The following is a 23993-nucleotide window of genomic DNA, read 5'->3' on the forward strand; positions in this document are numbered from 1 at the left end:
TTAGCCCTGCATCCAGTCGAGCCAGCGGTTCAGCTCGGTGTCGTAGTTCTTTGCCCACCAGCCGGCGTCGGTCGCCACCATCTGCTCGGCAATAGCCGGATTGGTGGTCAGGTATTCCGCACCAAGCTCAGAGAGCTTCGGCTGAGCGTCCTTGTGCACGGGCGAGTAGGACGTCAGCTCGGAGAGCTTTGCTTGCTGCTGCGCACCCAAGTAGTAGTTGATGTAGGCGAATGCCGCATCAGGGTTCTTCGCGTTCTTCGGGACCGCGAGTGCGTCTGCAATCACCAGGGACTGGTTCCAAATCGGCTTGTAGTTTGCGCCGTTCTCGACCGCGGCAAAACCTCGACCGGACCAGACGAGCGCCATGTCGGCTTCGCCAGACTCAATCATCTGCTGCGACTCTGCGCCGGTCTTCCAGTAGATGAGACTGTCACGGATGCCATCGAGCTTGTCGTATGCCCGATCCATGTCGAGCGGGTAGAGCTTGTCGGCAGCAACGCCGTCGGCGAGCAGGGCTCCCTCGTAGACACCGGGGCCAATGTCTTCGAACCCAGCAATGCCTCGCTTGCCCGGGAACTTCTCCGTGTCAAAGAAGTCGGCCCAGCCTGTCGGGGCGGTGGAGTACTTGTCGGCGTTGTACATGATGACGTAGCCGTACTGCATCGCGGGAACGTAGCACTCACCGACAAGGCTGCTCGGGGCGTTGGACACATCGACAATGCTGGTGTCGAGATCCATGAGAAGTCCGTCTTCCCCACACTGCATATCAGCCCAGATGACGTCGGTGTCCACGACGTCCCAGGTGACCTGCTTGCTCTCCACCTGCGCCTTCACCTTCGCGTACTCGGTGGGGCCGTCATCAAGCATCGTCGCGCCCGACTCCTTGGCAAACGGAACGGACGCCGCTTCGACCTGCCCCTCCTGGTAAATGCCGCCCCAGGAGGCGAGTGTGAGGGTAACGCCGTCAAGCGCGTTTTCTTTAACGGTGCCGGCAACTGCGGGGCCGTCGCCCAGGTCAACTTCGACCGGAGCGCTGCCACCGGAGCAACCGACGAGGGATACAGCCAGAGCGAGGCCACCGACAGTGGTGAGCACAGTTCGCTTGCGGTTGATCATCGTGATCTCCTTGCGTGGGGATGGGTGTGGTGGGAGGTCTGGGTGGCGCTAGACGGCAGCGTCGGTGGGGTGAAACTCTTCGGCGGCAGTCGGCGGGCTGTTGATCCACAGCACCTCGGCTTCCGCGTCGGACTCGTTCACGATGCGGTGCGGCACAGAACTCAAAAACTCAATCGAGTCGTCCTTGTGCATCTCGTACCGCTCACCCGCGAGTTCAAGCACCACGGTGCCCGCAACCACGATCAGGAATTCCTGGGCGTTGCCGTGACTGTAGGGGTCGGAGCCGGTGCTTCCGCCCGCGGGGAAGGATCCCGAGTAGATCTCAAGGTTTCGCAGAGGTTCTTGCGAAATCACAAACTTCTCGGCGCCTGCCAGGGGCAACGTCGGCCGGTCGGCGGCGCGCAAGACGCCCCGGGTGTGCCCATTCGAAGCATCGAGGAGATGCGCGGGTGTGACCCCAAGCGCTGCAGCGATCTTTCGCAGGGAGGCGACAGAAGCGTTAGTACGGCCGTTCTCAAGCTGGCTGAGAAAGCTCGAGCTCACGCCCGCCGCTGCGGCGAGCGCGCGCAGGCTGAGACCGCGCAGTTCACGAAACTGCGCGACGCGCTGGCCAAGCTCTTGATCATCGGTCATTCGGAACCCCCGTTGCTTCCGAGCGGAGTTCCTGCTACACGCACTGGGCGTGATTCTGAACACCACTGTTCTTGTCACTGAACACAATGTTCAGTGATGCGCCCAAGCTACCGGGCTATTTCGACAAGCGCAAGCACGTGCGCCGCCGTAGCAGAGAAACCACTGGTCACCCTCCGAAAACTCGGCACGGTTCCCAGCGCGGACACTTGATTCGCTTCCAGCGCGACACATCGCGCAATGTGGCCGCCGGTGAGGCGTACCATGGTGCTACGGATTCCCACAAAGGACTCCCGGTTTCCTTGGCGCAAGCCGACTCACACCACACCGACGTTTTTGGGCTGGCGCTTCGTCCCACCCGAAAGCCCCACATGAGTTCCTCCGCAGTCGCCTCAGCGACGCCCGCCACACCCCGCAATTCGCCGTCTCGCGTGATCCTCGCCAGCCTCATCGGCACGACGATCGAGTTCTACGATTTCTACGTCTACGCAACCGCGGCCGTGCTCGTTTTCCCGCACCTCTTCTTCCCCACCGGGAATGACACCACCGCGCTCCTCGCCTCATTCGCGACGTTCGGCGCCGCAATGCTCGCGCGCCCCATTGGTGCGGTGTTCTTCGGCCACCTCGGCGACCGTTTGGGTCGCAAGACCACGCTTGTCGCTTCACTCATCACCATGGGCGTCGCGACCTTCCTCATCGGCGTGCTGCCGACGTACTCGCAGATTGGCGCGTGGGCTGCCGTTCTCCTCCTCCTCATGCGCCTCGCGCAGGGCTTCGCGATCGGCGGCGAGTGGTCTGGCGCCGCTCTCGTCGCAACGGAAAACGCTCCAGAAGGCAAACGCGCCTGGTACGGCACGTTCCCACAGCTCGGCGCCCCGCTCGGCTTCATCATCGCGAACATGTTGTTCTTTGTGATCAACGTCGCACTCGCTGATCCTGATCAGCCCGGGATCGCATCCGAGGCCTTCCTCAGTTGGGGCTGGCGGATCCCGTTCCTCTTCTCCGCGGTGATGGTGATCGTGGGCCTGTGGGTGCGCCTCAAGCTCGTCGAGTCGAGCGCGTTCGAGCGCACGAAGGCGAGCGGCAAGGTGACGCGCATGCCGCTCGCCGTGGCGTTCCGGGATCACTGGCGCGCGCTCATCCTGGGCACGTTTGCGATGCTCGCCACCTACGTGTTGTTCTACCTGATGACGTCGTACACGCTCACGTTCGGCACACGTCCGGGGCTCGAGGCCGCCCAGCAGGCAGCCGCGGAGGCCGGCACCGACTTCGACGCGTCGAGCTACGTTCCCGGTCTCGGCTATGCGTACAACGACTTCATTCTGATGCTGGTGTTCGGAGTCGTCTTCTTCGGCATCTTCACGCTCGTGTCCGGGCCGCTCGCAGATCGCTTCGGGCGGCGCCGCACGCTCATCTGGGTAACCGTGGCCATCGCGGCCTTCGGCTTCCTGTTCGTGCCACTGCTTGCGGGCGACACCGCGCGCGTGATGTTCTTCCTCGCGCTCGGCTTCACACTGATGGGCCTCACGTTCGGCCCGATGGGCGCCTTCCTGCCCGAGATGTTCCCCACCCACGTGCGCTACACCGGGTCGGCGATCGCCTACAACGTGTCCTCGATCCTGGGCGCCGCGCTCGCCCCGATCATCGCGGTGTGGCTGTGGGGGCTCGCTGATGGCAGCCCCGTCTACGTGGGCCTCTACCTCACGGGTGCGGCGATCCTCACGCTCGTCTCGCTCATCCTGACGCCGGAGACCAAGCACATCGACATGGAGGCGTAGCCCACACCCCGTTCGACCCCGCACAAGGGCAGGTTCCCGCCGGGAGGGCACGAAATCTTGCGAGATTCGATGCCCTTCCGGCGGGAACCTGCCCGTGCGGGGTTGTGGTGTGGGTGGTGTGGAGTGGGGTCGGGATGAAGACCCCTGCGAACCGGCCTAGGTGGCCGACTCGCCCGCCTCACCCGTGTCGACGAGCAGCACGCCCGAGTCGATATCCCACATCATCGCGACCTCATCGCCGCGGTTGTGAATGCGCGCCTCCTGCCCGAGACGAACCGCACCCTCTGTACCATCGGGCAGCCGCACCGTGTAGCGCCGCGATGCTCCCAGGTAGGTCACATCGAGGATCCTCACGGGGATCGCGTTCTGCGTCTCGGTGGGGGCCGTGCCCGCCGGCTCGAGCCGCAGGTTTTCGGGTCGGATCAGGATCGCGAGGTCCGAATGAATCGACTGCCCATCGGCAACGACGCGGTGCCCGGCAACATCGATCGCAGTCTGTCGCTCCCCCACCGCGGTGCCCCTACCGAGCAGCACGGTCGATTCACCGAGGAAGCGCCCCACGAAGAGCGTCTGCGGCGCCTCGTAGAGATCCTCGGCGGTGCCCACCTGCTCGATCTTGCCGTTGTTGAAGACCGCGATGCGATCCGACATCGACAGCGCTTCCTCCTGATCATGCGTCACGTAGACGAACGTCGAGCCGACCTCGCGGTGAATACGCTTAATCTCGGTCTGCAGCCACTCGCGCAGCTTCTTGTCGAGTGCGCCGAGCGGCTCGTCCATGAGCAGCACGCGGGGCTCGTAGACCAGCGCGCGCGCGAGTGCCACACGCTGCTGCTGGCCTCCGGAAAGCTCCGACGGGTAGCGATCCCCGTACTCGCCCATGCGCACCATCGCGAGAGCCGCCGACACCTTCTCCTGCTGCTCGGCCTTGCTCAGCTTGCGGCGCTGCAGCGGGTACGCGATGTTCTCGGCCACCGTCTTGTGCGGGAACAGCGCATAGTTCTGGAACACCATGCCGATGTCGCGCTTGTGCGGCGGCAGCTTCGCTACGGGCTTGCCATAGATGTGCAGGTGCCCCTCGGTGACACCGGTGAACCCGGCAATCATGTTGAGGGTAGTGGTCTTGCCCGAACCCGAGGGGCCGAGGAAGGTCATGAACTCGCCGGGTTCGATCACCAGATCGATCTCGTCGACCACAGCCTTGTCGCCGTAGCGCTTCGTCACCTGGGCGAGGCTAATGCCCGCCTCGCCGATCGTGTGGATCGTCTGGGTGTTGAGTCCCTCGGAGCGGAGTTCCGCCTCGTGCCCCTCGGGCACCGGGATGTCGTTGTGAGTCATAGCGTTCACGCTACCGGTCGCTTTCTCTTCCGCGTGGCGAACTGGGCGATGAGCATCACGACCACCGAGGTGAGCATCGTGATCACCGCCACGGCGGCCACCGTGGGGTCATTGGTCTGGGTGACGCTGTTAAAGATTTTCACCGGCAGCGTTTGCAGGGAGGGGCTCTGAATAAACAGCGACAGGATCACTTCGTCGAATGAGGTGACGAAGGCGAACAGCGCGCCGGCGGTGACGCCGGGGGCGATGAGCGGCAGCGTAATGCTGAAGAAGGTGCGTACCCGGCCGGCGCCGAGCGACGCGGATGCCTGTTCAAGCCTGGGATCGAGCCCCTGCAGTGACGCCATCACGTTCGTGATGACGAGCGGCATAGCGACGATCGTGTGGGCGAGGATGAAGCCGGGCAGGGTGCCCAACAGGTTCATCCGCAGGAACAGGGAGTACAGACCCACCGCGAGAACGATGCCCGGCACGATGAGCGGTAGCAGGAAGTAGCCTTCCAGGAGCCCCTTGCCGCGGAACTTCACCTTGGACAGGCCGAGTGCTGCAAGCACGCCCACCGCGGTCGCGACGATCATGGTGAGCAGCGCGACCTGCAGTGACGAGAAGAGCGACTTCATCCAGCTCGGATCAGTGAAGAAGTTCTCGTACCAGCGGGTCGAGAAGCCCTTCGGCGGGAAGTTGAACGAGGGGGCCTCGTTGAACGACATCGGCACGATCACGAGCGTGGGCAGGATCAGCCAGATCACGATCAGCACGGCGAAGACGCCGAGTACACGCTTGAACGTCATTAGCGATTCACCCCCGGGAACAGGCTGCCGCCCTTATTGAGCCGTGACACGACCACCAGGATCAGGATCGTGCACACCAGCAAGAAGATGCCGAGTGCGGTGCCCTGGCCCCACATGAGGAAGACGCTGATCTGCTGCTGAATCATCGCGGAAATCATGATCTCCTTCGACGAGCCGAGCAGGGCGGGAATGATGTAGAAGCCGAGGCCGAGGATGAACACCGTCACGCCACCCGAGAAGATCCCGGGCTTCGACAGGGGGAGGTACACCGTGAAGAATGCAGTGACGGGGTTCGCGCCAAGGTTTGAGGCCGCCGGCAGGAGTCGCTTGTCGATCTTCGACATCGACGAGTAGAGCGGCAGCACCATAAACGGCAGCAGCACCTGGCTCATACCGAGCGCGACACCGAAGGTGGTGCGGATGAGCGGGATCGGCCCGATGCCGAACCATGCCGCGAGAATACCGTTGATCGGCCCCGTGTCCTGCAGGAGCACCATCCACGCGAGGGTCCGCACGAGGATCGAGGTCCACAGCGGCATCATGATGAACAGCTGCATGAGGTTGCGCGTGCGGTCGGACACGATGGTCATGAGGTACGCGTACGGGTACGCGAGCACGAGACAGACAATCGTCACGATGATCGCGGTGCCGAAGGTGCGCAGCACCACGTTGAGGTTTGCCTCGGTCGTGAACAGCCAGACGTAGTTCTGCATGCCGGGCTTCGGGTCCGTGACCGAGCGGATGAACACATCGATCAGCGGCGCGAGGAAGAACAGGGAAACGATCACGAACGCCGGGACGAGGAGGAGGAGCGGACGCCAGTTCTTTGGCCCCCGCTTCTTCGCGGCCCCGGGGTCCGCACCGAGGGCGATCGCACGTGTCGACGTATCGCCCTCGGTGACGGTGTGGTCAGTCATGGTGATCAGTTACCGGTCGCCCAGCCAGCCCACGCAGCGGCGAGAGCGTCGTAGTTCTCGACCCAGAAGTCGACGTTCGGCGCAATGCCGGTGTCGAGGTGCTCGGTCGTCATCCAGGTGGTGAGCTGCTCATCCATCTTCGGCTTCGCGTCGATGTTGACGCCACCGTACGAGGTCTCTTCGGTCATCTTGGCCTGCTGCTCAGCGCCCAGCGAGTAGTTCACCGCGGCGAACGCTGCCTGCTTGTCCTTCACACCCTTGGGGATGCCGTTCGAGTCGACCATGATCATCCACTGATCCCACATCGGGGCGATCGGTGCACCCGCGGAGGCGGCGCCGTAGCCGCGGCCCGACCAGACGAGACCCATCACGGCCTCACCGGACTCGAGCTGCTGCTGTGCAGCCGCGCCGGTGGTCCAGCCGATCACGTTGTCGCCGAGCTCCTTGTACATGTCGAACGCGCCCTCGATGTCTTCGGGCTTCAGGTTCTTCACGTCCTTGCCCTGCGCGGTGAGCGCGAACTCGACCGTCTGCGGGTCGACATAGGTCGACTGGCTGACCGTGCGCTTACCCGGGAACTTCTTGGTGTCGAAGAAGTCTGCGGCGCTCGTTGGCGGGTTGTCGCCGAAGGCTTCGGTGTTGTACGCAACGACCAGGCCGTAGAGGATCTGGGGAACCATGCACTTGTCGGTGATGGTGCCCTCGGGGATCTTCGAGATGTCGATCTGCGAGTAGTCGTACTCCTCGTACAGGGTGCCGCAGCCGCGCGCCGTGTCGAACTGCGTCGTGTTGACGATGTCCCAGCTGACGTTGCCGCTGTCGACCATGGCCTTCAGCTTGCCCGCGTCGAACGCGTCCTGGTTGAAGGTGGCCCCCGATGCCTCAGCGAAGGGATCCCAGAGGGCGGCCTTCTGGCCGTCCTGGAAGACGCCGCCGGAGCCGGCGAACGTGAGCGTGGTGCCCTCGAGTGCGCCCGCCTTGATCTCGCCGGCGACCGGGGTGCCGAGGTCGCGCTCGGGCGCCGCCTCGGGCTCAGCGCCGCCGCTGCAGCCGACAAGTGTCAGCGCGAGCGCGGCGGTGCCCGCGGCGAGCGCGATGGCTCGGCGGGCGGCAGGGCGACGGGCCCCCTGCAACGTGTTCAGAGTGGACATGTGTTCCTCACTTCGTCGTGATCGTGGTCCTCATGATCGTGGTGTGCCAGGCTGATTCGCCCCGCGAACGGGGAATCGGACGACCCCGGCGACCCCGAAGCTAGCAGCCATTCGCGCCCGCACCCCCCGCCCTGTTACCTGTTCGTTACCGCCTGCCGCATGTTTCATAGCTTCGTACACCACCCCCGGGCGGGGGTGTACAAACATAAGCAATCGGGCGCGAGAGCCGGATCGAGACCCACGAGTGCGCAATGGATCCCTACGATGGGAGCCACACGCAAAGCTGTTCAAGGAGGAACACGCATGGACGTCTTGGTCGTTGGAGCAGGTCTCGCCGGGCTCACCGCCGCCTGGGAGCTCGAGAAGGCCGGGCACCGTTGCACGGTGCTCGAGGCGCGAGATCGCGTGGGCGGCCGCACCTGGTCGGAACGCCTCGGCAACGGCGAGGTCACCGAGCGCGGCGGCGAGTACATCTTCCCGACCGAGTTCGCGATCCGGCGGCTCGCCGCTGAGGTCGGCGTGCCGATCATGTCGCACAACGTGCGCTATGGCCGACGCACGGTTACCGGCCGCATCATCTCGTTTGCCGAGCTCAGTGAGACGAGCGAGCGCGTCCGCGCTACCCTGTCCACCATGATCGCCGACGGCGAGAGAGAGGTGTCGCTCGAGCGCGCGTTCGCCGAAGCGCTCGGCACCAACTACCGCCTCGACCCCGTGTACCGCCGTACCACCACGTCTGCTGCGGCAGATCCCGCGCGTGTGAGCGCCGAAGCCGTGCTGCTGCACGAGTCCTCCACCGTAGACGGGTACATCGAGGATGGCGGCCGCTTCGTGGGCGGCAACCAGGCACTGTCCATCGAGCTCGCGCGGCGTCTCGGTGACCGCGTGCGGCTGGAGAGCCCGGTGCAGGCGGTTGATCAGAGCGAAAGCGGCGTGCAGGTCACGCTGAGCGATGGCACGCGGCTTGAGGCCGACGCCGCCGTGATCTCCGTCCCCCTCCCACTGCTGCGTGAACTCGAGCTCGGCTTCGCGCTCCCGGAGGCACAGCAGCGCGCCCTCGACCACCGCTTCATGGGAGTCGCAGCGAAGCTCGGCATCCCGTTCAGCCGCGTCGACGATGACATCGCCCTGCAGAACCCCGAGCACACGTGGTGGTCGTGGCGTTCGCTGAGTATCGACGGTGTCAGCCGAATCAACGCGCTCTCCTCTTTCGCCGGCGGCCCGTTCGCACTGGACGCCCTGAACGTGACCGCGGGCTCCGACGGCTGGGTGGCCGCGCTTCGCGCGATGCGCCCCGAACTTGAGATCGACGGCGATGTGCTGCTCACCACCTGGGCGGACGACCCGTGGGCGCGCGGTTCATACTCCGCTCCCGGGCTCGAGTGGGCCGCCGCCGACGCGACCGCATTCAACTCCGCTGCCGGCCGCGTGGCCATCGCGGGCGAGCACACGGGCCTCGCCCAATCGCTCTCCGGCGCTGTCGCCTCGGGTGTACGTGCCGCTGCCGCGCTCATCCAGATGGAGAGATGATGCTCCCGCACCGACGACCGCACGCCCGATGACGTTCACCGTCCGCTCACTCCTCACGACCCCCGCCGCGGGAACCCGCTCGCTCACCCCCGGCGTGGGTGAGGAGCGCCTGATCGCCTGGGCGCACGTGTGCGAGCTGGCGGAGCCGTGGGAGTGGCTCGGCCAGGACGCACTCGTCATGACCACGGGCCTCGGTGTCCCCGCCCAGTCGGCCGCACAGATCGCCTACCTGGACGGCATGCACCGGGCCGGGATCGCGGCCGTCGCGATCGACGCCGAGATGCCCGCACACCCGTTCACGGCCGAGGCACTTGCCCATGCGGCGCGCATCGGCTTCCCCGTGCTCGAGACCGAGTACGACGTGCGGTTCGTCTCGCTCGCCATGCTCGTCGCCGAGGCGGTGCAGCGCGAACGCGCCGAGCGTGTGCAGCAGACGGAACGGATGTACGCCGCGCTCAGCGAGCACGCGGTCGACGATGGGATCGACGCTCTGCTCGACGAACTCGGTCGGATCCTGCGCGCCGCGCTCAGCCTCGCCCCGCGCGACTCGAGCGTGGGGCCGGGCGCACTGCACCAGCTGGCGCCCGGTACCTGGGCGGTGCCCATGCTCTCACCGGGGGAGATCGAACTCCGTGTGGCGCACGCCGGGCCCATCGACCGGGCGCAGCTGCGGCATGCCGCGGGCATCGTCGACAACGCGCTCTCGGTGAAGGTCGCGGCGCGGCGCAGCGACTGGCTGCACGGCTCCCTACTCCTCACCGACCTCTGCGACGAGTCGGTCGCCTCGGCGCCCGCAGATCACCTCATCGCGGCGTACGGCCTTGAGCCGCCGTTCCAGCTCGCCGTCTCGCAGCGGCCGGATGCCCGCGCCACGCTCGACGAGGTGCACGCATCCTTCGGCACGGCGCAGGTCCCCGCTCTCGCCACGGTGAAGGACAGTCAGGTGCTCGTGCTCGCTGCCATGGGGGCCGACGTCGAGCCCCTGTTCGAGGCGCTCGCCGGCAGCCACGCGGGGCTCGGAGTGAGTGCCCCCTTCACCGACCTCGATGCGCTCCCCACCGCGCTGCGCCAGGCACGCAGCGCGCTGATCCGCGCGCACCAATCCGGCAAGCTGCTCCGCTTCGAAGAGCAGGCCAACACGTCGCTGTTCCTCCCCTCCGATCCTGATCAGTTGCGCGAAATTGCGCGCCAGGTGCTGGGTCCGCTCCGCACCTACGACGAGCAGCGCGGCACCTCGCTCACGCACACACTGCGCGTGTTCCTTGAGGAGAACCGGAGCTGGGTGCGTGCCTCCGAGCGATTGTTCGTGCACCGGCAGACCCTCATCGCGCGCATCTCTCGCATCGAAAAGATCATCGGCCGCGACCTCTCCTCGATGGAGGACACGGCAGAGTGCTGGCTCGCCGTGCAGGCCGCGATCCGCAGCGGGGATCTCGCGCCCAGCGATCCCCCGGCCGATGACCCCGAGCGCGTGGACCCCGCGGGTTCTGGCGGGTAGCTCACCTGTCTCGATCGGGATCGCAACCGCGCACCGGCGCGGCGTCTACCGCTTCGGCCACACCCAGGCGGGCGCATCGAGGAGTCCCTGCCCGCGCACCTGGGTGCCCCAGCCCGCAGACTCGAGCTCGATCTCTGAGCCCGCCGCAGCGAGCGCCCGGCGGAGCGGAGCGGCGTGTGTCACGACGAGCACCTGTGTGCGCCGGGCTGCCCGCGCGATCAACGCGCCCAGCGGTTCGAGCAGCCCCGGGTGGAGCGAACCCTCCGGCTCGTTCAACACGATGAGGGGAGGCGGCTCCGCGGGCAGCAGTGCGGCGCAGAGCAGCAGGTAGCGCAGTGTGCCGTCGGAGAGTTCGGCCGTGCCGAGCGGGCGCAGAAGCCCCGGCTGGTGCAGCAAGAGTTCGAACACCCCGTCGGTCACCGCAATTTCCACGTGCGAGCCAGGGAAGGCATCGGCCACCGCCTCCCGGAGCGGCCCGTCCTGCCCCGCTTCAATGGCGGTCGCCCACACGGACGCGAGATCCGAGCCATCATCGCTCAGCCAGCGGGTGCGCGTGCCCACCTGCGCCTGGCGGGCGGGCGCTGCTCGATCGGTGCGGAAGTGGTCGTAGCACCGCCAGTCAGACATGCGGGTGCGTAGCCGCAGCGTGTCCGCGAGCGTACCCGCGTCGTCGAGGTCGCGCAGCACGCTCTGATCGGGCCGCAGGGTCTGCGGCACCGCACGCCACCCGTCCTCCCGCACGCGCACGGCCCCGCGCGTGCGGTCGATGAACACCGCCGACGGCCGGGCCATGCTGCCGGTAAACACCTGCTCGCGCTTGATCTCGGGGTCGTGCAGAAAATAGCTGCGACCGGGATCCACCTGCGGCTGGCCGAGATCGAGCAGGTACCCGTACTCATCTGCGCCGATGCCGAGCCGCAGCGAGATGGGGCCCTTCCGCACGGTGCCCTGCGCGCCTGGCCCGCCCGGCCGCTCGGGCCCCGCCCACAGCGCGCTCGCAAGCCCGCCCTCGCGCGCTACCGCGCCAATGATCTCGCCTGCCCCCGCCGCAGCGAGGAGCCGCAGCGCCCGGTACAGGCTGGTCTTCCCCGTGCCGTTGGCGCCAGACACGACCGTGAGCGGGCTGAGCGGCACGACAAGATCAACGAGCGAGCGATACCCGGAAACCGCGAACGTGGTGATCATGCGGCCAGTGTGGCACGCACCCCTGACAACGCAGGAGCGGCCGCCCCACGGGTGGGGCGGCCGCTCCTGCGTACGTCACTCGGTCAAGCTAGCGCGGGCACACGCAGCGCTCAGCCGTCGGGACGCCCGCAAGGGCCTCCTCGATGTGCTCGCCGCAGCCGGCCCAGGTCATCTTGCTGCACTCATCGCAGCGTACAGAAGCGCACATGGGCGATCCTCTCTCAGAGCGTTCAGGTGCCGAGCGCGACACCCGACGGCCAGCCTACCCCGGCTGCGGGCGGGTCGCTGCCTGGGGTGGTAGCTTGAAATTACTTCGGCATCAGCCGGGGAGGGAGCATACGTGATGGGACAGCGAGTGACGACAACCCCCGGACGTGACGCAGAACCGTTGCTCGACATGGCGCTCGCCTGGGCCGAGCAGGATCCCGACGCGGAGACGCGGGAGGAGACGACCACACTCGTCGCCCGGGTCCGCGCGGGCGACGAGGCCGCGCGCGTAGAGCTCACCGCGGCCTTCGACGGGCGCCTCGCGTTCGGCACCGCGGGCCTCCGCGGCCCGCTTGGCGCTGGCCCACTGCGGATGAACCGCGTAGTCGTCTCGCAGACAAGCGCCGGCTTCGCCGAATACCTGCTCGACCGCGCAGCCCGCGGCGAGACGGAGACCCCGCCGTCCATCGTGATCGGCTACGACGGCCGCGTGAACTCTGATGTGTTCGCGCGCGACACCGCCGAGATCATGGCCGGCGCAGGCATCCGCGTCTTCCTCTTCCCCGAGCCTGGCCCCACCCCGCTCACCGCCTTCGCGGTGCGGCACCTCGGTGTCTCTGCCGGCGTCATGGTCACTGCGAGCCACAACCCGCCGCGGGACAACGGCTACAAGGTGTACCTCGGCGACGCCGACGCGGGATCCCAAATCGTGCCACCCGTCGACGGTGACATCGCCGAGCGCATCGATCGCATCGCTGCGCGCCCGCTCAGCGAGCTGCCGCGCAGCTCCGAGTACACGGTGCTCGGCCCCGAGGTCGCCGACGCGTATGTCGCAGACACCGCCGCTGCCCTCGTCGCGGGCTTCCCCCGCGACGCTGCGGGAGCAGTCGCTGCGGGATCCGAATCTGATTTGCGGATCGTGTACACCGCGATGCACGGTGTTGGCTCCGATCTCGCGCGCCGCGTCTTCACTGCCGCGGGGCTGCCCTCGGTGACGGTCGTTCCCGAGCAGGATCGCCCGGATGGCGCCTTCCCCACGGTCGCGTTCCCGAACCCCGAAGAGCCCGGCGCGCTCGACATTGCGTTCCGAGTCGCCCGCACCGTGGACGCGGAGCTCATCGTTGCGCACGACCCCGATGCGGATCGGCTGGCAATCGCGCTGCCCGACGCCACCGCTGCCGAGGGCTACCGCCGCCTCACTGGCAACGAACTTGGCCTGCTGCTCGGGTGGCGCGCCGCCGAGCGCGAGCGTGTGCGCGCCGAACTGCTCGGCACCGAGGCCGCCGGCGCACTCGCGTGCACGATCGTCTCCTCCCCCGCGCTCCGCGCCGTTGCCGCTGAGTACGGGCTCGACTACGCCGAGACGCTCTCAGGGTTCAAGTGGGTGTCGCGCGTACCCGGCCTCATTTTCGGCTTCGAGGAGGCGCTCGGCTACCTCACCCACCCCGCAATCGTGCGCGACAAGGACGGCATCTCTGCGAGCGCCGACGCAATCGCGATGGTGCGCGAGCTTGCCGCGGCCGGCCGCACCGTGTGGGACCTGCTCGACGACGCGGGAGAGCGCTTCGGGCACTTCGCGAGCACGCAGATCACCCTGCGCCTCGACTCGATGGCCGCGGCATCCGCGCTGTCCGCCCGCATTCGCGAGGAGCCGCCCACCGCGTTCGGCGAGGTGGCCGTTGCCGAGCTGCAGGATCTCCTCACGCCCGGTCTCGCCGAGGTGCCCGCCGATGTGCTGCGCTTCGACCTTGCGGACGGGGCGCGCGTGATGATTCGCCCGAGCGGCACCGAGCCCAAGCTCAAGGTCTACCTCGACACATTCAGCGCCAAGGGTACGGCCGCCGAGCGGCGAGAGGCCGCGCAGAGCGCGCTCGACACGCTCGCCGCTGCGCTCCGGGACACGCTGGCCGCGCTGCAGGAGCCCGTGGCGTCATGATCTTCGAGCGCCCCCCGAGCGACGTGGCCCATTGGCTGCGGCGCCCGGGTGCGCGCGACGACAAGTATCGCCGCGGTGTGCTCGGCGTGCGCACCGGATCGGCACTGTACCCGGGCGCCGCCGTGCTCGGGGTCGGGGCCGCCTGGCGCACCGGGCTCGGTCTGCTCCGCTACGTGCCGCCCGTCGACGACGCGGCATCGCCGTGGGGCTTGCCCTCCCCCGCGGCTGCCGTCCTCGCGGCGCACCCCGAGACCGTGTTCGGCCCGGCACCCGAGGGGGCACGGCCCTGCGATGCCTGGCTCATCGGTTCGGGCACCGACCCCGCTGCCCGCGCTGCCGCGGAGACCGCTGCGCTTGCTGCGCTCCTTGCAGGTTCGGCGCCCGTTGTTGTCGACGCTGGCGCGCTCGGCCTCGCCGCCGCGCTGAGCGCCGCCGAGCGAACGGTTGCTGCGCCCCTCATCCTCACTCCGCACGCAGGCGAGTTCACCCGGCTGTGGCAGGCGGCGGATCTTGGCGCCGTTCCCGCGGCGCTGCGTTCACCGGAAGATGTCGCGGGGCGCGGGGTCGCCGCCGCCGAACTCGCGGCGGTGCTCGGCGTCACCGTACTGCTGAAGGGGTCACGCACGATCGCCGCGACACCGCACGGACACCAGTTCGTCGGCCCCGAAGCAACGCCCTGGCTCGCCACTGCTGGCACGGGCGATGTGCTCGCCGGCGTACTCGGGGCGCTCGTCGCCGCGCAAACGGAGGCCGTGCGCCAGGATCCCGATCTGCTTGCAGAACTCGGCATCGCCGCTGCGCAGCTGCACGATCGCGCAGCCCGCATCGCGGCCGGAGGCACCGGCGTGCAGCGCCCCATCACCGCTGGAGACGTGGTGAGCGCCCTCCCTGCGGCATACGCGGAGCTCGCGGCGTAGAGATTCTCGCGGCGGGCCGAGTTAGGCGACCACGCGCCCTGCAACAAGCGGACGCACGGTCGGGGCGGCCTCACCCAGCTCAACCGCGGTTGCAAGAGACTCGAGCCCGCGGGCCAGTCGGCCCGGCGTATCGCAGCGCACCTCGAAGAGCGGATCGCCCGCGCGCACAGTGTCACCCGGGCGCACGAGCACCTCAACCCCCGCGGCATGGTCGACCGGGTCACCCGGCCGCGCGCGGCCCGCGCCCAGCCGCCACGCACCGACGCCCACGGCGCGCGCGTCGACTCGCTGCACGATGCCGTCGGTGGCAGCCCGAACGATCTCGGTTTCACGTGCAACGGGGAGCTCCGCGTCGGGGTCGCCGCCCTGCGCTGCGATGAGGCGCCGCCACGAGTCCATGGCCCGCCCGTCGGTAAGCGCGGGGGCGGGGTCGACATCGGTGAAGCCGGCGAGGTCGAGCATCTCGCGGGCCAGCGCAAGCGTCAGCTCGACCACGTCTGCGGGGCCGCCGCCGGCCAGCACCTCGACCGACTCGCGCACCTCGTTCGCGTTGCCCACCGAGCGGCCCAGCGGGGCGTCCATGTCGGTGAGCAGCGCCACCGTCTGCAGGCCGGAGTCGGCGCCGAGCTGCACCATGGTCTGTGCGAGCTCCTGCGCGTCCGTCAGGTCGGGCAGGAACGCCCCGGAGCCGAACTTCACATCGAGCACGAGACCGTCGGCGCCCTCAGCGATCTTCTTGCTCATGATGGACGACGCGATGAGCGGCACCGCTGCGACTGTCCCCGTGACGTCGCGAAGCGCGTACATCGCGCGGTCAGCAGGGGCAAGGCCCGATCCTGCGGCGCAGATCACGCCGCCCGTGTCCCGCAGCACCGCGTACATTTCCTCGTTCGAGAGGGCGGCGCGCCAGCCCGGGATCGATTCGAGCTTGTCGAGCGTGCCACCCGTGTGGCCCAGGCCGCGCCCCGACAGCTGCGGCACGGCGACACCGAGCGAGGCGAGGAGTGGCACGAGCGGCAGGGTGATCTTGTCGCCGACGCCGCCCGTCGAGTGCTTGTCGATGGCCGGGCGGCCGAGGCCTGTGAACGAGAGGCGCTCGCCGCTCGCGATCATCGCCGCGGTGAGCTCGCGGATCTCGCGGCGCCCCATCCCTTGAATCACGATGGCCATGAGCAGCGCGCTCATCTGCTCGGGGGCCACGACGCCGCGCGTGAAGGCGTCGACCACCCAGGCGATCTCGTCGGGGCGAAGCTCCCCCGCGTGGCGTTTGGTGTTGATCAGATCGACAACGTCGTGGGGCTCGGTCACGTGCGCGTTCACCATGCCGCCAGCCTAAGCCCCTCGGCTCTGCGCCACGCCGACCTCTCCCCACACCCACAGCTTTCAGGGTCACTTGGGCAGGGTGTCGCCGAGCACCTGAAAGCGACACCCTGCCAAACTGACCCCGATTCGGCGGGAACGTGGGCTGGCAGGCCGCAGCGCGGCGCAGATCAGGCAGCGTGCGGGGGTGGGGCGTCGGGCAGGCCCAGGGTGCGGTCTTGCCCCGTCGCGATCCAGCACGAGGTGAGCAGCAGCGCGCGGCAGATGAAGTTGAACCAGAGGAGCAGGCCAACGAACACCGCGAAGGTGGCGAGGAGCGGGTTGCTCGTCGCGCCGCCCAGCAGCGCGGACCCGAGAATCTTCAGTCCGAGCAGCGCCGCACCGCCGAGCGCGCAGCCGGTGAGCAGCGCCCAGCGCGGCACGCGCACTTCAGCGAGCAGGCGGTGCATCGCCATGAGCACGAGCACGTCAAACACGAACATCGCGCCGTAGCGCACGAGCGTGCCGAGCCAACCGAAGAACCAGCTGTCGCCGTCCGCGCCGATGAGTCCGAGCAGCCAGTCTGCGAGGCCCGAACTGAGCACGGTGAGGCCCGCGGACACGAGGATGGCGACAAAGAAGCCGACCGCAAGCGCGAGGTCGCGCAACTTCAGCAGGAGCGCGTTGCGATACTCCTTGACCTCGAGGCCGAAAATGATGCGAATGGAGCGACGGGTGCCGGTGAACCAGTTGAGGGCCACCCAGACGAGCGCGCCACCGGCAACGATGCTGCCCCAGTTGAAGGTGCGCCCCTGGAGCAGCATGCTGATGTCGACCGCGTAGCCGTGGCCCGGCCCGACGAGCCCGGGCACAAACGTGTTGAGCTGATCGACGAGCGTGTCAACGAGCTCGGGCCGGCCACTCAGCACGATCCCGAAGATGCCAAAGCCGAGCCAGAGCCCCGCGAACACGGCGAAGAGTGCCTGGTAGCTCATGCCGCCGGAGAGCACGCTGCCGCCCACGTTCGTGAAGTGTGAGAAGGTGCGCACGGGGTGCAGGCGCTGCGCACGCTGCCACAGGGTCATCCCCTGGCGCACCACCTCAGACACACGAGACGCCCCGGTCGTTTCCTCAGCGGCGGCTGGAGAAGCGTCACGGGGCGTCGTCATGATGCCATGCTAGCGGGCTTGCGGCCCGCAGCCGGGACTTAAGAGGTCTTGCCGGTGCGGATCGCAGCCTTGACCTCGGCAATTGCCTTGGTCACCTGGATGCCACGCGGGCAGGCGTCGGTGCAGTTGAAGGTGGTGCGGCAACGCCACACGCCCTCGGTGTCGTTCAGCACGTCGAGGCGGACCTGAGCGTTGTCATCGCGCGAATCGAAGATGAAGCGGTGCGCGTTGACGATCGCGGCGGGGCCGAAGTACTGACCGTCGGTCCAGAACACGGGGCACGAGGTGGTGCACGCCGCGCAGAGGATGCACTTGGTCGTGTCGTCGAAGCGCTCGCGATCCTCGATCGACTGAATGCGCTCCTTGCCGCCCTCGGGGGCCGAGTTCGACACGAGGAAGGGCTGCACCTCACGGTATGCCGCGAAGAACGGCTCCATGTCGACGATGAGATCCTTCTCGAGCGGCAGGCCCTTAATCGCCTCAACGTAGATCGGCTTCGAGATATCGAGGTCCTTGATCAGCGTCTTGCAGGCCAGGCGGTTGCGACCGTTGATACGCATCGCGTCCGAGCCACAGATGCCGTGCGCGCACGAGCGGCGGAAGGACAGCGTGCCGTCCTGATCCCACTTGATGCGGTGCAGGGCGTCAAGGATTCGGTCCGTCGGATACATCTCGACGTCGAAGTCCTCCCAGTACGCCTCACGCCCGGACTCGGGCAGGTAGCGACGCACCAGCAGGGTGACGGTGAACGGCTTGGGGGCTTCCTCGACCTGTGCGGGAGCCTCGGTGGTAACGGTGCTCATGGCCTAGTACTTCCTCTCCAGCGGCGGGTACCGCAGTTCGCCCTGCTCGTTCTTCGTCATAACGACGGGCTTCCAATCCAGACGGATGTGGTCCTCGGGGTTCGCCGAGTGCGGGTTGCCCGTGAGGTACGCCATCGTGTGCTGCATGTAGTTCTCGTCGTCGCGCTTCGGGTAGTCGTCGCGCATGTGGCCGCCGCGGCTTTCCTTGCGGTTACGCGCAGCGAAGACGAGCACCTCTGCGAGGTCGAGCAGGAAGCCGAGCTCGATCGCCTCGAGCAGATCGGTGTTATAGCGCTGGCCGCGATCCTGCACGCCAACGTTCTGGTAGCGCAGGCGCAGCTCGTGAATCACACCGAGCACCTCGGTGAGCGACTCCTCGGTGCGGAACACCTGAGCGCCGCGGTCCATGGCCTCCTGCAGCTCCTTGCGGATGTCTGCGACGCGCTCGGTGCCGTTTCCGTTGCGGAAGCCCTCGACCATGTCGCGGACGAACGCTGCGGGGTCCTCGGGCAGCGGCGTGAAGTCAACCGTCTGCGCGTAGTCGGCAGCGTGGTTGCCCGAGCGCTTGCCGAACACGTTGATGTCAAGCAGCGAGTTGGTGCCGAGGCGGTTCGAGCCGTGCACCGAAACGCACGCGCACTCGCCGGCGGCGTAGAGGCCGGGAACGACGGTCGTGTTGTCCGAGAGCACCTGCGCGTCGTTGTTCGTGGGGATGCCGCCCATCGCGTAGTGCGCGGTGGGGAACACGGGAACGGGCTCGGTCACCGGGTCGACACCCAGGTAGGTGCGCGCGAACTCGGTGATGTCGGGGAGCTTCGTCTCGAGCACCTCGGCGCCCAGGTGGGTGCAGTCGAGGTAGACGTAGTCCTTGTGCGGGCCGGCGCCGCGGCCGTCGAGCACTTCCTGCACCATCGAGCGGGCGACGATGTCGCGCGGCGCGAGGTCCTTAATCGTGGGCGCGTAGCGCTCCATGAAGCGCTCGCCCGAGGCGTTGCGGAGGATAGCGCCCTCACCGCGTGCGCCCTCGGTGAGGAGGATGCCAAGGCCGGCAAGGCCGGTCGGGTGGAACTGGTAGAACTCGATGTCCTCGAGCGGCAGGCCCTTGCGCCAAACAATGCCGACGCCGTCGCCCGTGAGGGTGTGTGCGTTCGACGTCGTCTTGAACACCTTGCCGAAGCCACCGGTGGCGAAGACGATCGACTTGGCCTGGAAGACGTGCAGCGCACCCGTCGCGAGCTCGTACGCGACGACGCCCGAGGGCTTCTTCACGCCATCGACCTCAGTCATGACGAGGTCGAGCACGTAGTACTCGTTGAAGAAGTTGACGCCCAGCTTCACGCAGTTCTGGAACAGCGTCTGGAGGATCATGTGGCCCGTGCGGTCTGCTGCGTAGCAGGCGCGGCGCACCGCAGCCTTGCCGTGATCGCGGGTGTGGCCGCCGAAGCGACGCTGGTCGATCTTCCCGTCCGGCGTGCGGTTGAAGGGAAGGCCCATGTTCTCGAGGTCGATGACCGCGTCGATGGCCTCCTTCGCGAGGATCTCAGCCGCGTCCTGGTCGACGAGGTAGTCGCCGCCCTTGACGGTGTCGAAGGTGTGCCACTCCCAGTTGTCGTCCTCGACGTTGGCGAGCGCCGCGGCCATGCCGCCCTGCGCCGCACCGGTGTGCGAACGGGTGGGGTACAGCTTCGTGATGACCGCGGTCTTCGCCTTGGGGCCAGCCTCGATGGCAGCACGCATGCCCGCGCCACCGGCGCCGACAATCACCACATCGAACTGGTGGTAGGTGACGCCGTCCTTGACGGTAACTTCTTCGCCCTGGTGGGTATCTGTAGTCACGTGATTCCTATTCTCGTTTCAGAAAACCTGTGCCGGAGACCCGGTTATGCCTTGCAGAAGGACGCGACCAGCGCCGGATCCGCGCCCGCGGGGCAGGGATCAAGCGTGTAGATCACGAAGGTGCCGAGCAGGATGAGCAGCGCGGCCGACAGGAACAGGGCAACCTTGAACGCCTTCGCGAGCCCGGGACGGGTCACGTAGTCGTTCACGATGGTGCGCATGCCGTTCGCGCCGTGGATGAGTGCGAGCCAGAGCAGGAGGGTGTCCCAGATCTGCCAGAACGGGCTCGCGAGCTTGCCCGCAACGAAACCGAAGTTGATGGCGTGCACGCCACCCTCGGTGAGGAGCAGGTTGGAGGCCAGGTGTCCGAACACGAGAACCAGGAGGAGCACGCCGGAGACGCGCATGTAGATCCAGCCCCACTTCTCCCAGTTGGTGCGCTTCTTGGCGGGGGTCTGCGAGCGCGGAGCGTCAATCGTCATCGTCATGTCTCTACTCCTCGCTTAGTGACCGAAAACGTTCATCAGGTGGCGAGGCAGGAAGCCTGCCATCGTCACGACCCAGAGGCCGATGACGATCCAGAACATCACGCGCTGGTACTGCGCGCCCTTGCGCCAGTAGTCGACGAGGATGATGCGAATTCCGTTGTACGCGTGGAAGACGATGGCGGCGACCAGCGCGGCCTCGCCGAGCCCCATGATGGGCGTCTTGTACGTGCCCATGACGGCGTTGTACGCCTCAGGGCTCACGCGAATGAGTGCCGTATCGAGCACGTGTACGAGCAGGAAGAAGAAGATGGCAACGCCGGTGATGCGATGCAGCACCCACGACCACATTCCTTCATTGCCGCGGTAGAGCGTGCCGCCCGGGCGGCTCTTCTGCTTTACCGCGGGCGCGGCCTCTGCCGTTTGGGCTGACACGGGCTTCCTCCTTGGTCCTGCTTTGTCGGGTGATCCCCGGCAGCTGACTGTGCGGTCCCAGACACGGCTATCGCATTCGAGGCGCCCCCGGAAGCGTGCATGGCTGAGAATCCACTGCGTCCCCATTATGACACCATTCGCGTGCATGCTCGGCACCACGCCCGGAACCTCGCTCAGGGCACCCGGGTAGTCTGGCTGTATGACCGACGCACCCGCGCCCAGCCCCGCTATTGACCGGCTCACCTGCGTGATTCCCGCTGGCGGCGTGGGATCCCGGCTCTGGCCGCTCTCCCGCGCCAACGCCCCGAAGTTTCTGCTGGACCTCACAGGTTCGGGTGACTCGTTGCTGCGAGCTACCTGGGATCGCCTCACCCCGATCGCCCCGGCAGAGCGCCTCATGGTGGTCACGGGAGTGTCTCACCGCGAGTCGGTTGCGGAGCAACTGCCCGAACTGCTGAGCGAGAACCTCGTCACGGAGAGTGAGCCGAAAGACTCCTCGGCGGCCATTGGCCTCGCTGCGGCGCTCCTTGAGCTCCGCGATCCCGATGCGATTCTGGGCTCATTCGCGGCGGATCATGTGATTCGTGGCGATGTGCTGTTCCAGCGCGCCGTGACCACCGCGGTTCAGGCGGCGGACCAGGGGTACATCGCAACCATCGGCATCCACCCCTCACACCCGGCGACGGGCTTCGGCTACATCTCCTGCGGCCAGGCGCGCGGCGATCTCGCCCCGTTCGACGTGTACGAGGTCACCGAGTTCGTGGAGAAGCCGGACGCCACGAAGGCTGAGGAGTACCTCGCACACGGCGGCTACCTCTGGAACGCAGGCATGTTCATTGCGCGCGCCACGGTGCTGCTCGATCAGATGGCGCTCGCCGAGCCCGAGCTCGTTCGGGCGTTGCGCGAAATGGCCGCGAGCTGGGACACGGAGCAGGGCGCGGCTGCGCGCGAGCGGCTCTGGCCCACCCTGCCGAAGATTGCTATCGACTACACGGTTGCCGAGCCCGCGGCAGCGGCGGGCAAGATGGTGTGCGTTGCCGCACACTTCGATTGGGATGATGTGGGTGACTTCGCCTCCGTCGCGAACCTCCTCACCCGCGGGCGTGGCAGCGACCTCGCCGTGCTCGGCGATGGCGCGCAGGTGCTCTCCGATGCCTCGAGCGGGATCGTGGTGTCCGAAAGCGATCGGCTCGTCGCCCTCGTGGGCGTCGAGGACGTCGTGGTCGTTGACACCGCGGACGTGCTGCTGGTTACGTCGAAGCGCCGCGCGCAAGACGTGAAGAACCTGGTCAACCGCATGAAGGTGTCAGGCGGCGGCCACCTGCTCTAGTGTGACGCGACGAGCGCGAACGGGTAGCGCGCGGAGCCAGCCACGCGCACCGCGTCCGGCAAGCCCGCGAGCCCGCGCTCGGGGTCGACGCCCGGGAAGCGGTCGCCCGTTTGCCAATCGGCCTCGCTCGAGAGGATGACGCGGCCGCTCGCGTTGATCAGGGTGACCCCGCAGCTGAGTTCTGCGTGCAGGGCATCTTCGAGCGCGGAGACGAGCACGTCGGCACAGATCACGCCCACGAAGCCGGAGTCGAGCTCGACGGGCAGCGCGGAGGTGATGGTGATCTCGTTCGAGCACAGGTAGTCGACGAACGGGCCGGCGATGTGGCGCGACCCGGTTGCTTCGGGCACGCGGTACCACTCGAGGCGCACGAGGTCGATCGCGGCCTGCCCCGGCCCAAAGGTGGAGGAGGCAAGTAGACCGCGCTCGGCGCCCTGCCACCAGGCGAGCGGATTCCCCTCGGACACCACGGCGTCGCTCGCGCAGTAGCCCGCGCCATAGACGGGCCGATCAACGGTGTCGAGCACCGCGTGTGCGTCGGCCTCGACAAGCGCCGCCAGCTGCGGGCCTGTCATCCGGCCGTCGCGGAGCTGCTCGGCGAGCTGCGCGCGGAGCTGTGGCAGCCAGGCTTCCAGGGGCGCAAAGACGCCATCAAAGAACTCCTCAACGCGTGCGAGTGCGCGGTCAAGCTCGTGTTCCAGCAACTGCTGCACGTCGTTCCTCCTCTGCGTTGAGGCCTCCGCGACGATCATTCCCCGCGGCTGCGAGCTTCTAGTGTGTCATGAACGTCGTCACTCTGGGGACGCGCAAGCAGCTCGGTTCGAAACGAGACCAGCCAGCGCACCGAGGAGCGCACCGCGTCCCGCACGGCGGAGCGCGCCGCGGACACGTCCCCGGCCTGCGTCGCGGCAATCTGCGCGACAAGCCCATCGTGGGTGGCCATGCGTGCGGCCCGATCCAAATCTTGAAGCGCGAGCAGCGGGGTGAACTCGGTCTGCACACGAACGTGCTCATTCGTGAGTCGCACCGACTGGCTCAGTGCTGCGAGTTCGAGCTGCGCCTCGGTGATGCGGCGGCGCCAAGCCGCTCGGTCGAGCTCGCGGGCGTCCTCCAAGATGCCGGCAACAACGCCGAGCTCCTCTGGGGTGGCGCGCTGGCACGCGTACTCCGCGCAGGCCGCGGCAATCACCTCGTAGTGCACTCCCAGGTCGGCGAGCGCGACACGCGGCATCGCCATGAGCGCGCGGGCGTTCACCTCTTCGACCGCGCGGTGGCTCGGGCGCACGAAGCTGCCTCCGTTGCGCCCGCGGCGCGTCTCGATGAGCCCGCGGTGGCGCAGCGTGCCGAGCGCCTCGCGCACCGTCACCACGGCGACGCCAAGCAGCGCGGAGAGCTCGGTCTCGCTGGGTAGCCGCTCCCCCTCGATGAATGCGCCGACCGAGATGGCCTGCACGATGCGCGACTCGACGAGTTCGGTGCGTCCTTCCTCGCCGATCGGGGCGAAGGCCGCGGTGCGGAGGCGACTCGGGGGCGAGTCAAGCAGCGTTCCGCTCACGTGTCTCCTCCGGGTCGAGTTCAAGCTTCCGTCGAGTCTGTCACGCGAAACGTGAGGAATGGCTGTGCCGCTCCGTCATCGAATCGT

21 protein-coding genes are annotated in these 23993 nt (G+C 67.5%); 6 read left to right on the top strand and 15 right to left on the bottom strand.

Features of this window, described 5'->3' with window-relative positions:
• Both D3226_RS09650 and D3226_RS09655 read right to left on the bottom strand, forming a co-directional pair.
• Entirely contained in the window at positions 1-1116 is a 1116-nt protein-coding gene (locus D3226_RS09650) for an ABC transporter substrate-binding protein (RefSeq protein WP_202382334.1), read from the bottom strand.
• A gap of 48 nt (positions 1117-1164) precedes the next feature.
• Positions 1165-1749, bottom strand: a complete 585-nt coding sequence (locus D3226_RS09655; RefSeq protein ID WP_202382335.1) for a helix-turn-helix domain-containing protein — start codon at positions 1747-1749, stop codon at positions 1165-1167.
• Between the two features lie 368 nt (positions 1750-2117).
• Here D3226_RS09655 and D3226_RS09660 point away from each other — a divergent pair, with 368 nt between their 5' ends.
• Positions 2118-3524: an MFS transporter gene (locus tag D3226_RS09660; protein WP_202382336.1), complete on the top strand. Its 1407-nt coding sequence runs from the start codon at positions 2118-2120 to the stop codon at positions 3522-3524.
• Between the two features lie 156 nt (positions 3525-3680).
• Here D3226_RS09660 and D3226_RS09665 read toward each other — a convergent pair whose 3' ends face one another.
• Genes D3226_RS09665 through D3226_RS09680 form a run of 4 tightly spaced genes read right to left on the bottom strand, consistent with a single transcriptional unit; the run spans position 3681 to position 7721 of the window.
• Positions 3681-4862 (bottom strand): ABC transporter ATP-binding protein, encoded by a 1182-nt coding sequence (locus D3226_RS09665; RefSeq protein WP_202382337.1) that lies wholly within the window; start codon positions 4860-4862, stop codon positions 3681-3683.
• A 5-nt stretch (positions 4863-4867) separates the two neighbouring features.
• Positions 4868-5653 (bottom strand): ABC transporter permease, encoded by a 786-nt coding sequence (locus D3226_RS09670; protein WP_202382338.1) that lies wholly within the window; start codon positions 5651-5653, stop codon positions 4868-4870.
• Entirely contained in the window at positions 5653-6570 is a 918-nt protein-coding gene (locus D3226_RS09675; RefSeq protein WP_202382339.1) for an ABC transporter permease, read from the bottom strand. Before D3226_RS09675 ends, D3226_RS09670 begins: the two co-directional genes overlap by 1 nt.
• A 5-nt stretch (positions 6571-6575) precedes the next feature.
• Entirely contained in the window at positions 6576-7721 is a 1146-nt protein-coding gene (locus tag D3226_RS09680) for an extracellular solute-binding protein (RefSeq protein ID WP_202382340.1), read from the bottom strand.
• A gap of 303 nt (positions 7722-8024) precedes the next feature.
• Between D3226_RS09680 and D3226_RS09685 the strand changes: the two genes are divergently transcribed.
• Together D3226_RS09685 and D3226_RS09690 are read left to right on the top strand one after the other, a co-directional pair.
• A complete protein-coding gene (locus D3226_RS09685) occupies positions 8025-9251 on the top strand; it encodes a flavin monoamine oxidase family protein (protein WP_202382341.1) in 1227 nt (408 codons plus the stop codon).
• Between the two features lie 28 nt (positions 9252-9279).
• A complete protein-coding gene (locus tag D3226_RS09690) occupies positions 9280-10749 on the top strand; it encodes a helix-turn-helix domain-containing protein (protein ID WP_202382342.1) in 1470 nt (489 codons plus the stop codon).
• A 45-nt stretch (positions 10750-10794) separates the two neighbouring features.
• Here the strand turns inward: D3226_RS09690 and D3226_RS09695 are convergent, their stop codons facing one another.
• Positions 10795-11934: an AAA family ATPase gene (locus D3226_RS09695; RefSeq protein ID WP_202382343.1), complete on the bottom strand. Its 1140-nt coding sequence runs from the start codon at positions 11932-11934 to the stop codon at positions 10795-10797.
• 343 nt (positions 11935-12277) lie between these two features.
• Between D3226_RS09695 and D3226_RS09700 the strand changes: the two genes are divergently transcribed.
• Both D3226_RS09700 and D3226_RS09705 read left to right on the top strand, forming a co-directional pair.
• Positions 12278-14077, top strand: a complete 1800-nt coding sequence (locus D3226_RS09700) for a phospho-sugar mutase (protein ID WP_202382344.1) — start codon at positions 12278-12280, stop codon at positions 14075-14077.
• On the top strand, positions 14074-14994 hold the full coding sequence (locus D3226_RS09705; protein ID WP_202382345.1) for an ADP-dependent NAD(P)H-hydrate dehydratase: 921 nt from the start codon (positions 14074-14076) through the stop codon (positions 14992-14994). The genes D3226_RS09700 and D3226_RS09705 overlap by 4 nt, the downstream gene beginning before the upstream one ends.
• Before the next feature lie 21 nt (positions 14995-15015).
• On the opposite strand, the gene D3226_RS09710 is transcribed toward D3226_RS09705, so the two are convergent.
• The 6 genes from D3226_RS09710 to sdhC all read right to left on the bottom strand — a co-directional run bounded on the left by D3226_RS09710 (position 15016) and on the right by sdhC (position 21021).
• On the bottom strand, positions 15016-16317 hold the full coding sequence (locus D3226_RS09710; RefSeq protein ID WP_202382346.1) for a thymidine phosphorylase: 1302 nt from the start codon (positions 16315-16317) through the stop codon (positions 15016-15018).
• 167 nt (positions 16318-16484) lie between these two features.
• A complete protein-coding gene (locus D3226_RS09715; RefSeq protein WP_202382347.1) occupies positions 16485-17462 on the bottom strand; it encodes a YihY/virulence factor BrkB family protein in 978 nt (325 codons plus the stop codon).
• A gap of 38 nt (positions 17463-17500) precedes the next feature.
• Positions 17501-18265, bottom strand: a complete 765-nt coding sequence (locus tag D3226_RS09720) for a succinate dehydrogenase iron-sulfur subunit (protein ID WP_202382348.1) — start codon at positions 18263-18265, stop codon at positions 17501-17503.
• A gap of 3 nt (positions 18266-18268) precedes the next feature.
• Positions 18269-20101: a succinate dehydrogenase flavoprotein subunit gene (gene sdhA, locus D3226_RS09725; protein WP_202382349.1), complete on the bottom strand. Its 1833-nt coding sequence runs from the start codon at positions 20099-20101 to the stop codon at positions 18269-18271.
• A gap of 44 nt (positions 20102-20145) precedes the next feature.
• Positions 20146-20589 (bottom strand): succinate dehydrogenase hydrophobic membrane anchor subunit, encoded by a 444-nt coding sequence (locus tag D3226_RS09730; protein ID WP_202382350.1) that lies wholly within the window; start codon positions 20587-20589, stop codon positions 20146-20148.
• 15 nt (positions 20590-20604) lie between these two features.
• Entirely contained in the window at positions 20605-21021 is a 417-nt protein-coding gene (gene sdhC / locus D3226_RS09735) for a succinate dehydrogenase, cytochrome b556 subunit (RefSeq protein WP_202382351.1), read from the bottom strand.
• A gap of 199 nt (positions 21022-21220) precedes the next feature.
• On the opposite strand from sdhC, the gene D3226_RS09740 reads away from it, so the two are divergent.
• Positions 21221-22351: a mannose-1-phosphate guanylyltransferase gene (locus D3226_RS09740; protein WP_202382352.1), complete on the top strand. Its 1131-nt coding sequence runs from the start codon at positions 21221-21223 to the stop codon at positions 22349-22351.
• Here D3226_RS09740 and D3226_RS09745 read toward each other — a convergent pair.
• Positions 22348-23064 carry a PDC sensor domain-containing protein gene (locus tag D3226_RS09745; RefSeq protein ID WP_337248961.1) on the bottom strand — a complete coding sequence of 239 codons (717 nt, stop codon included), beginning with the start codon at positions 23062-23064 and terminating at the stop codon, positions 22348-22350. The two genes, D3226_RS09740 and D3226_RS09745, sit on opposite strands and share 4 nt — an antisense overlap.
• 35 nt (positions 23065-23099) lie before the next feature.
• The gene (locus tag D3226_RS09750) at positions 23100-23906 is read right to left on the bottom strand and encodes a GntR family transcriptional regulator (RefSeq protein ID WP_202382353.1); all 807 of its coding nucleotides are present in this window, start codon (positions 23904-23906) and stop codon (positions 23100-23102) included.
• Between the last annotated feature and the right edge of the window lie 87 nt (positions 23907-23993).

This window comes from Leucobacter chromiireducens subsp. chromiireducens (assembly GCF_016758255.1).
GTDB lineage: Bacteria > Actinomycetota > Actinomycetes > Actinomycetales > Microbacteriaceae > Leucobacter > Leucobacter chromiireducens.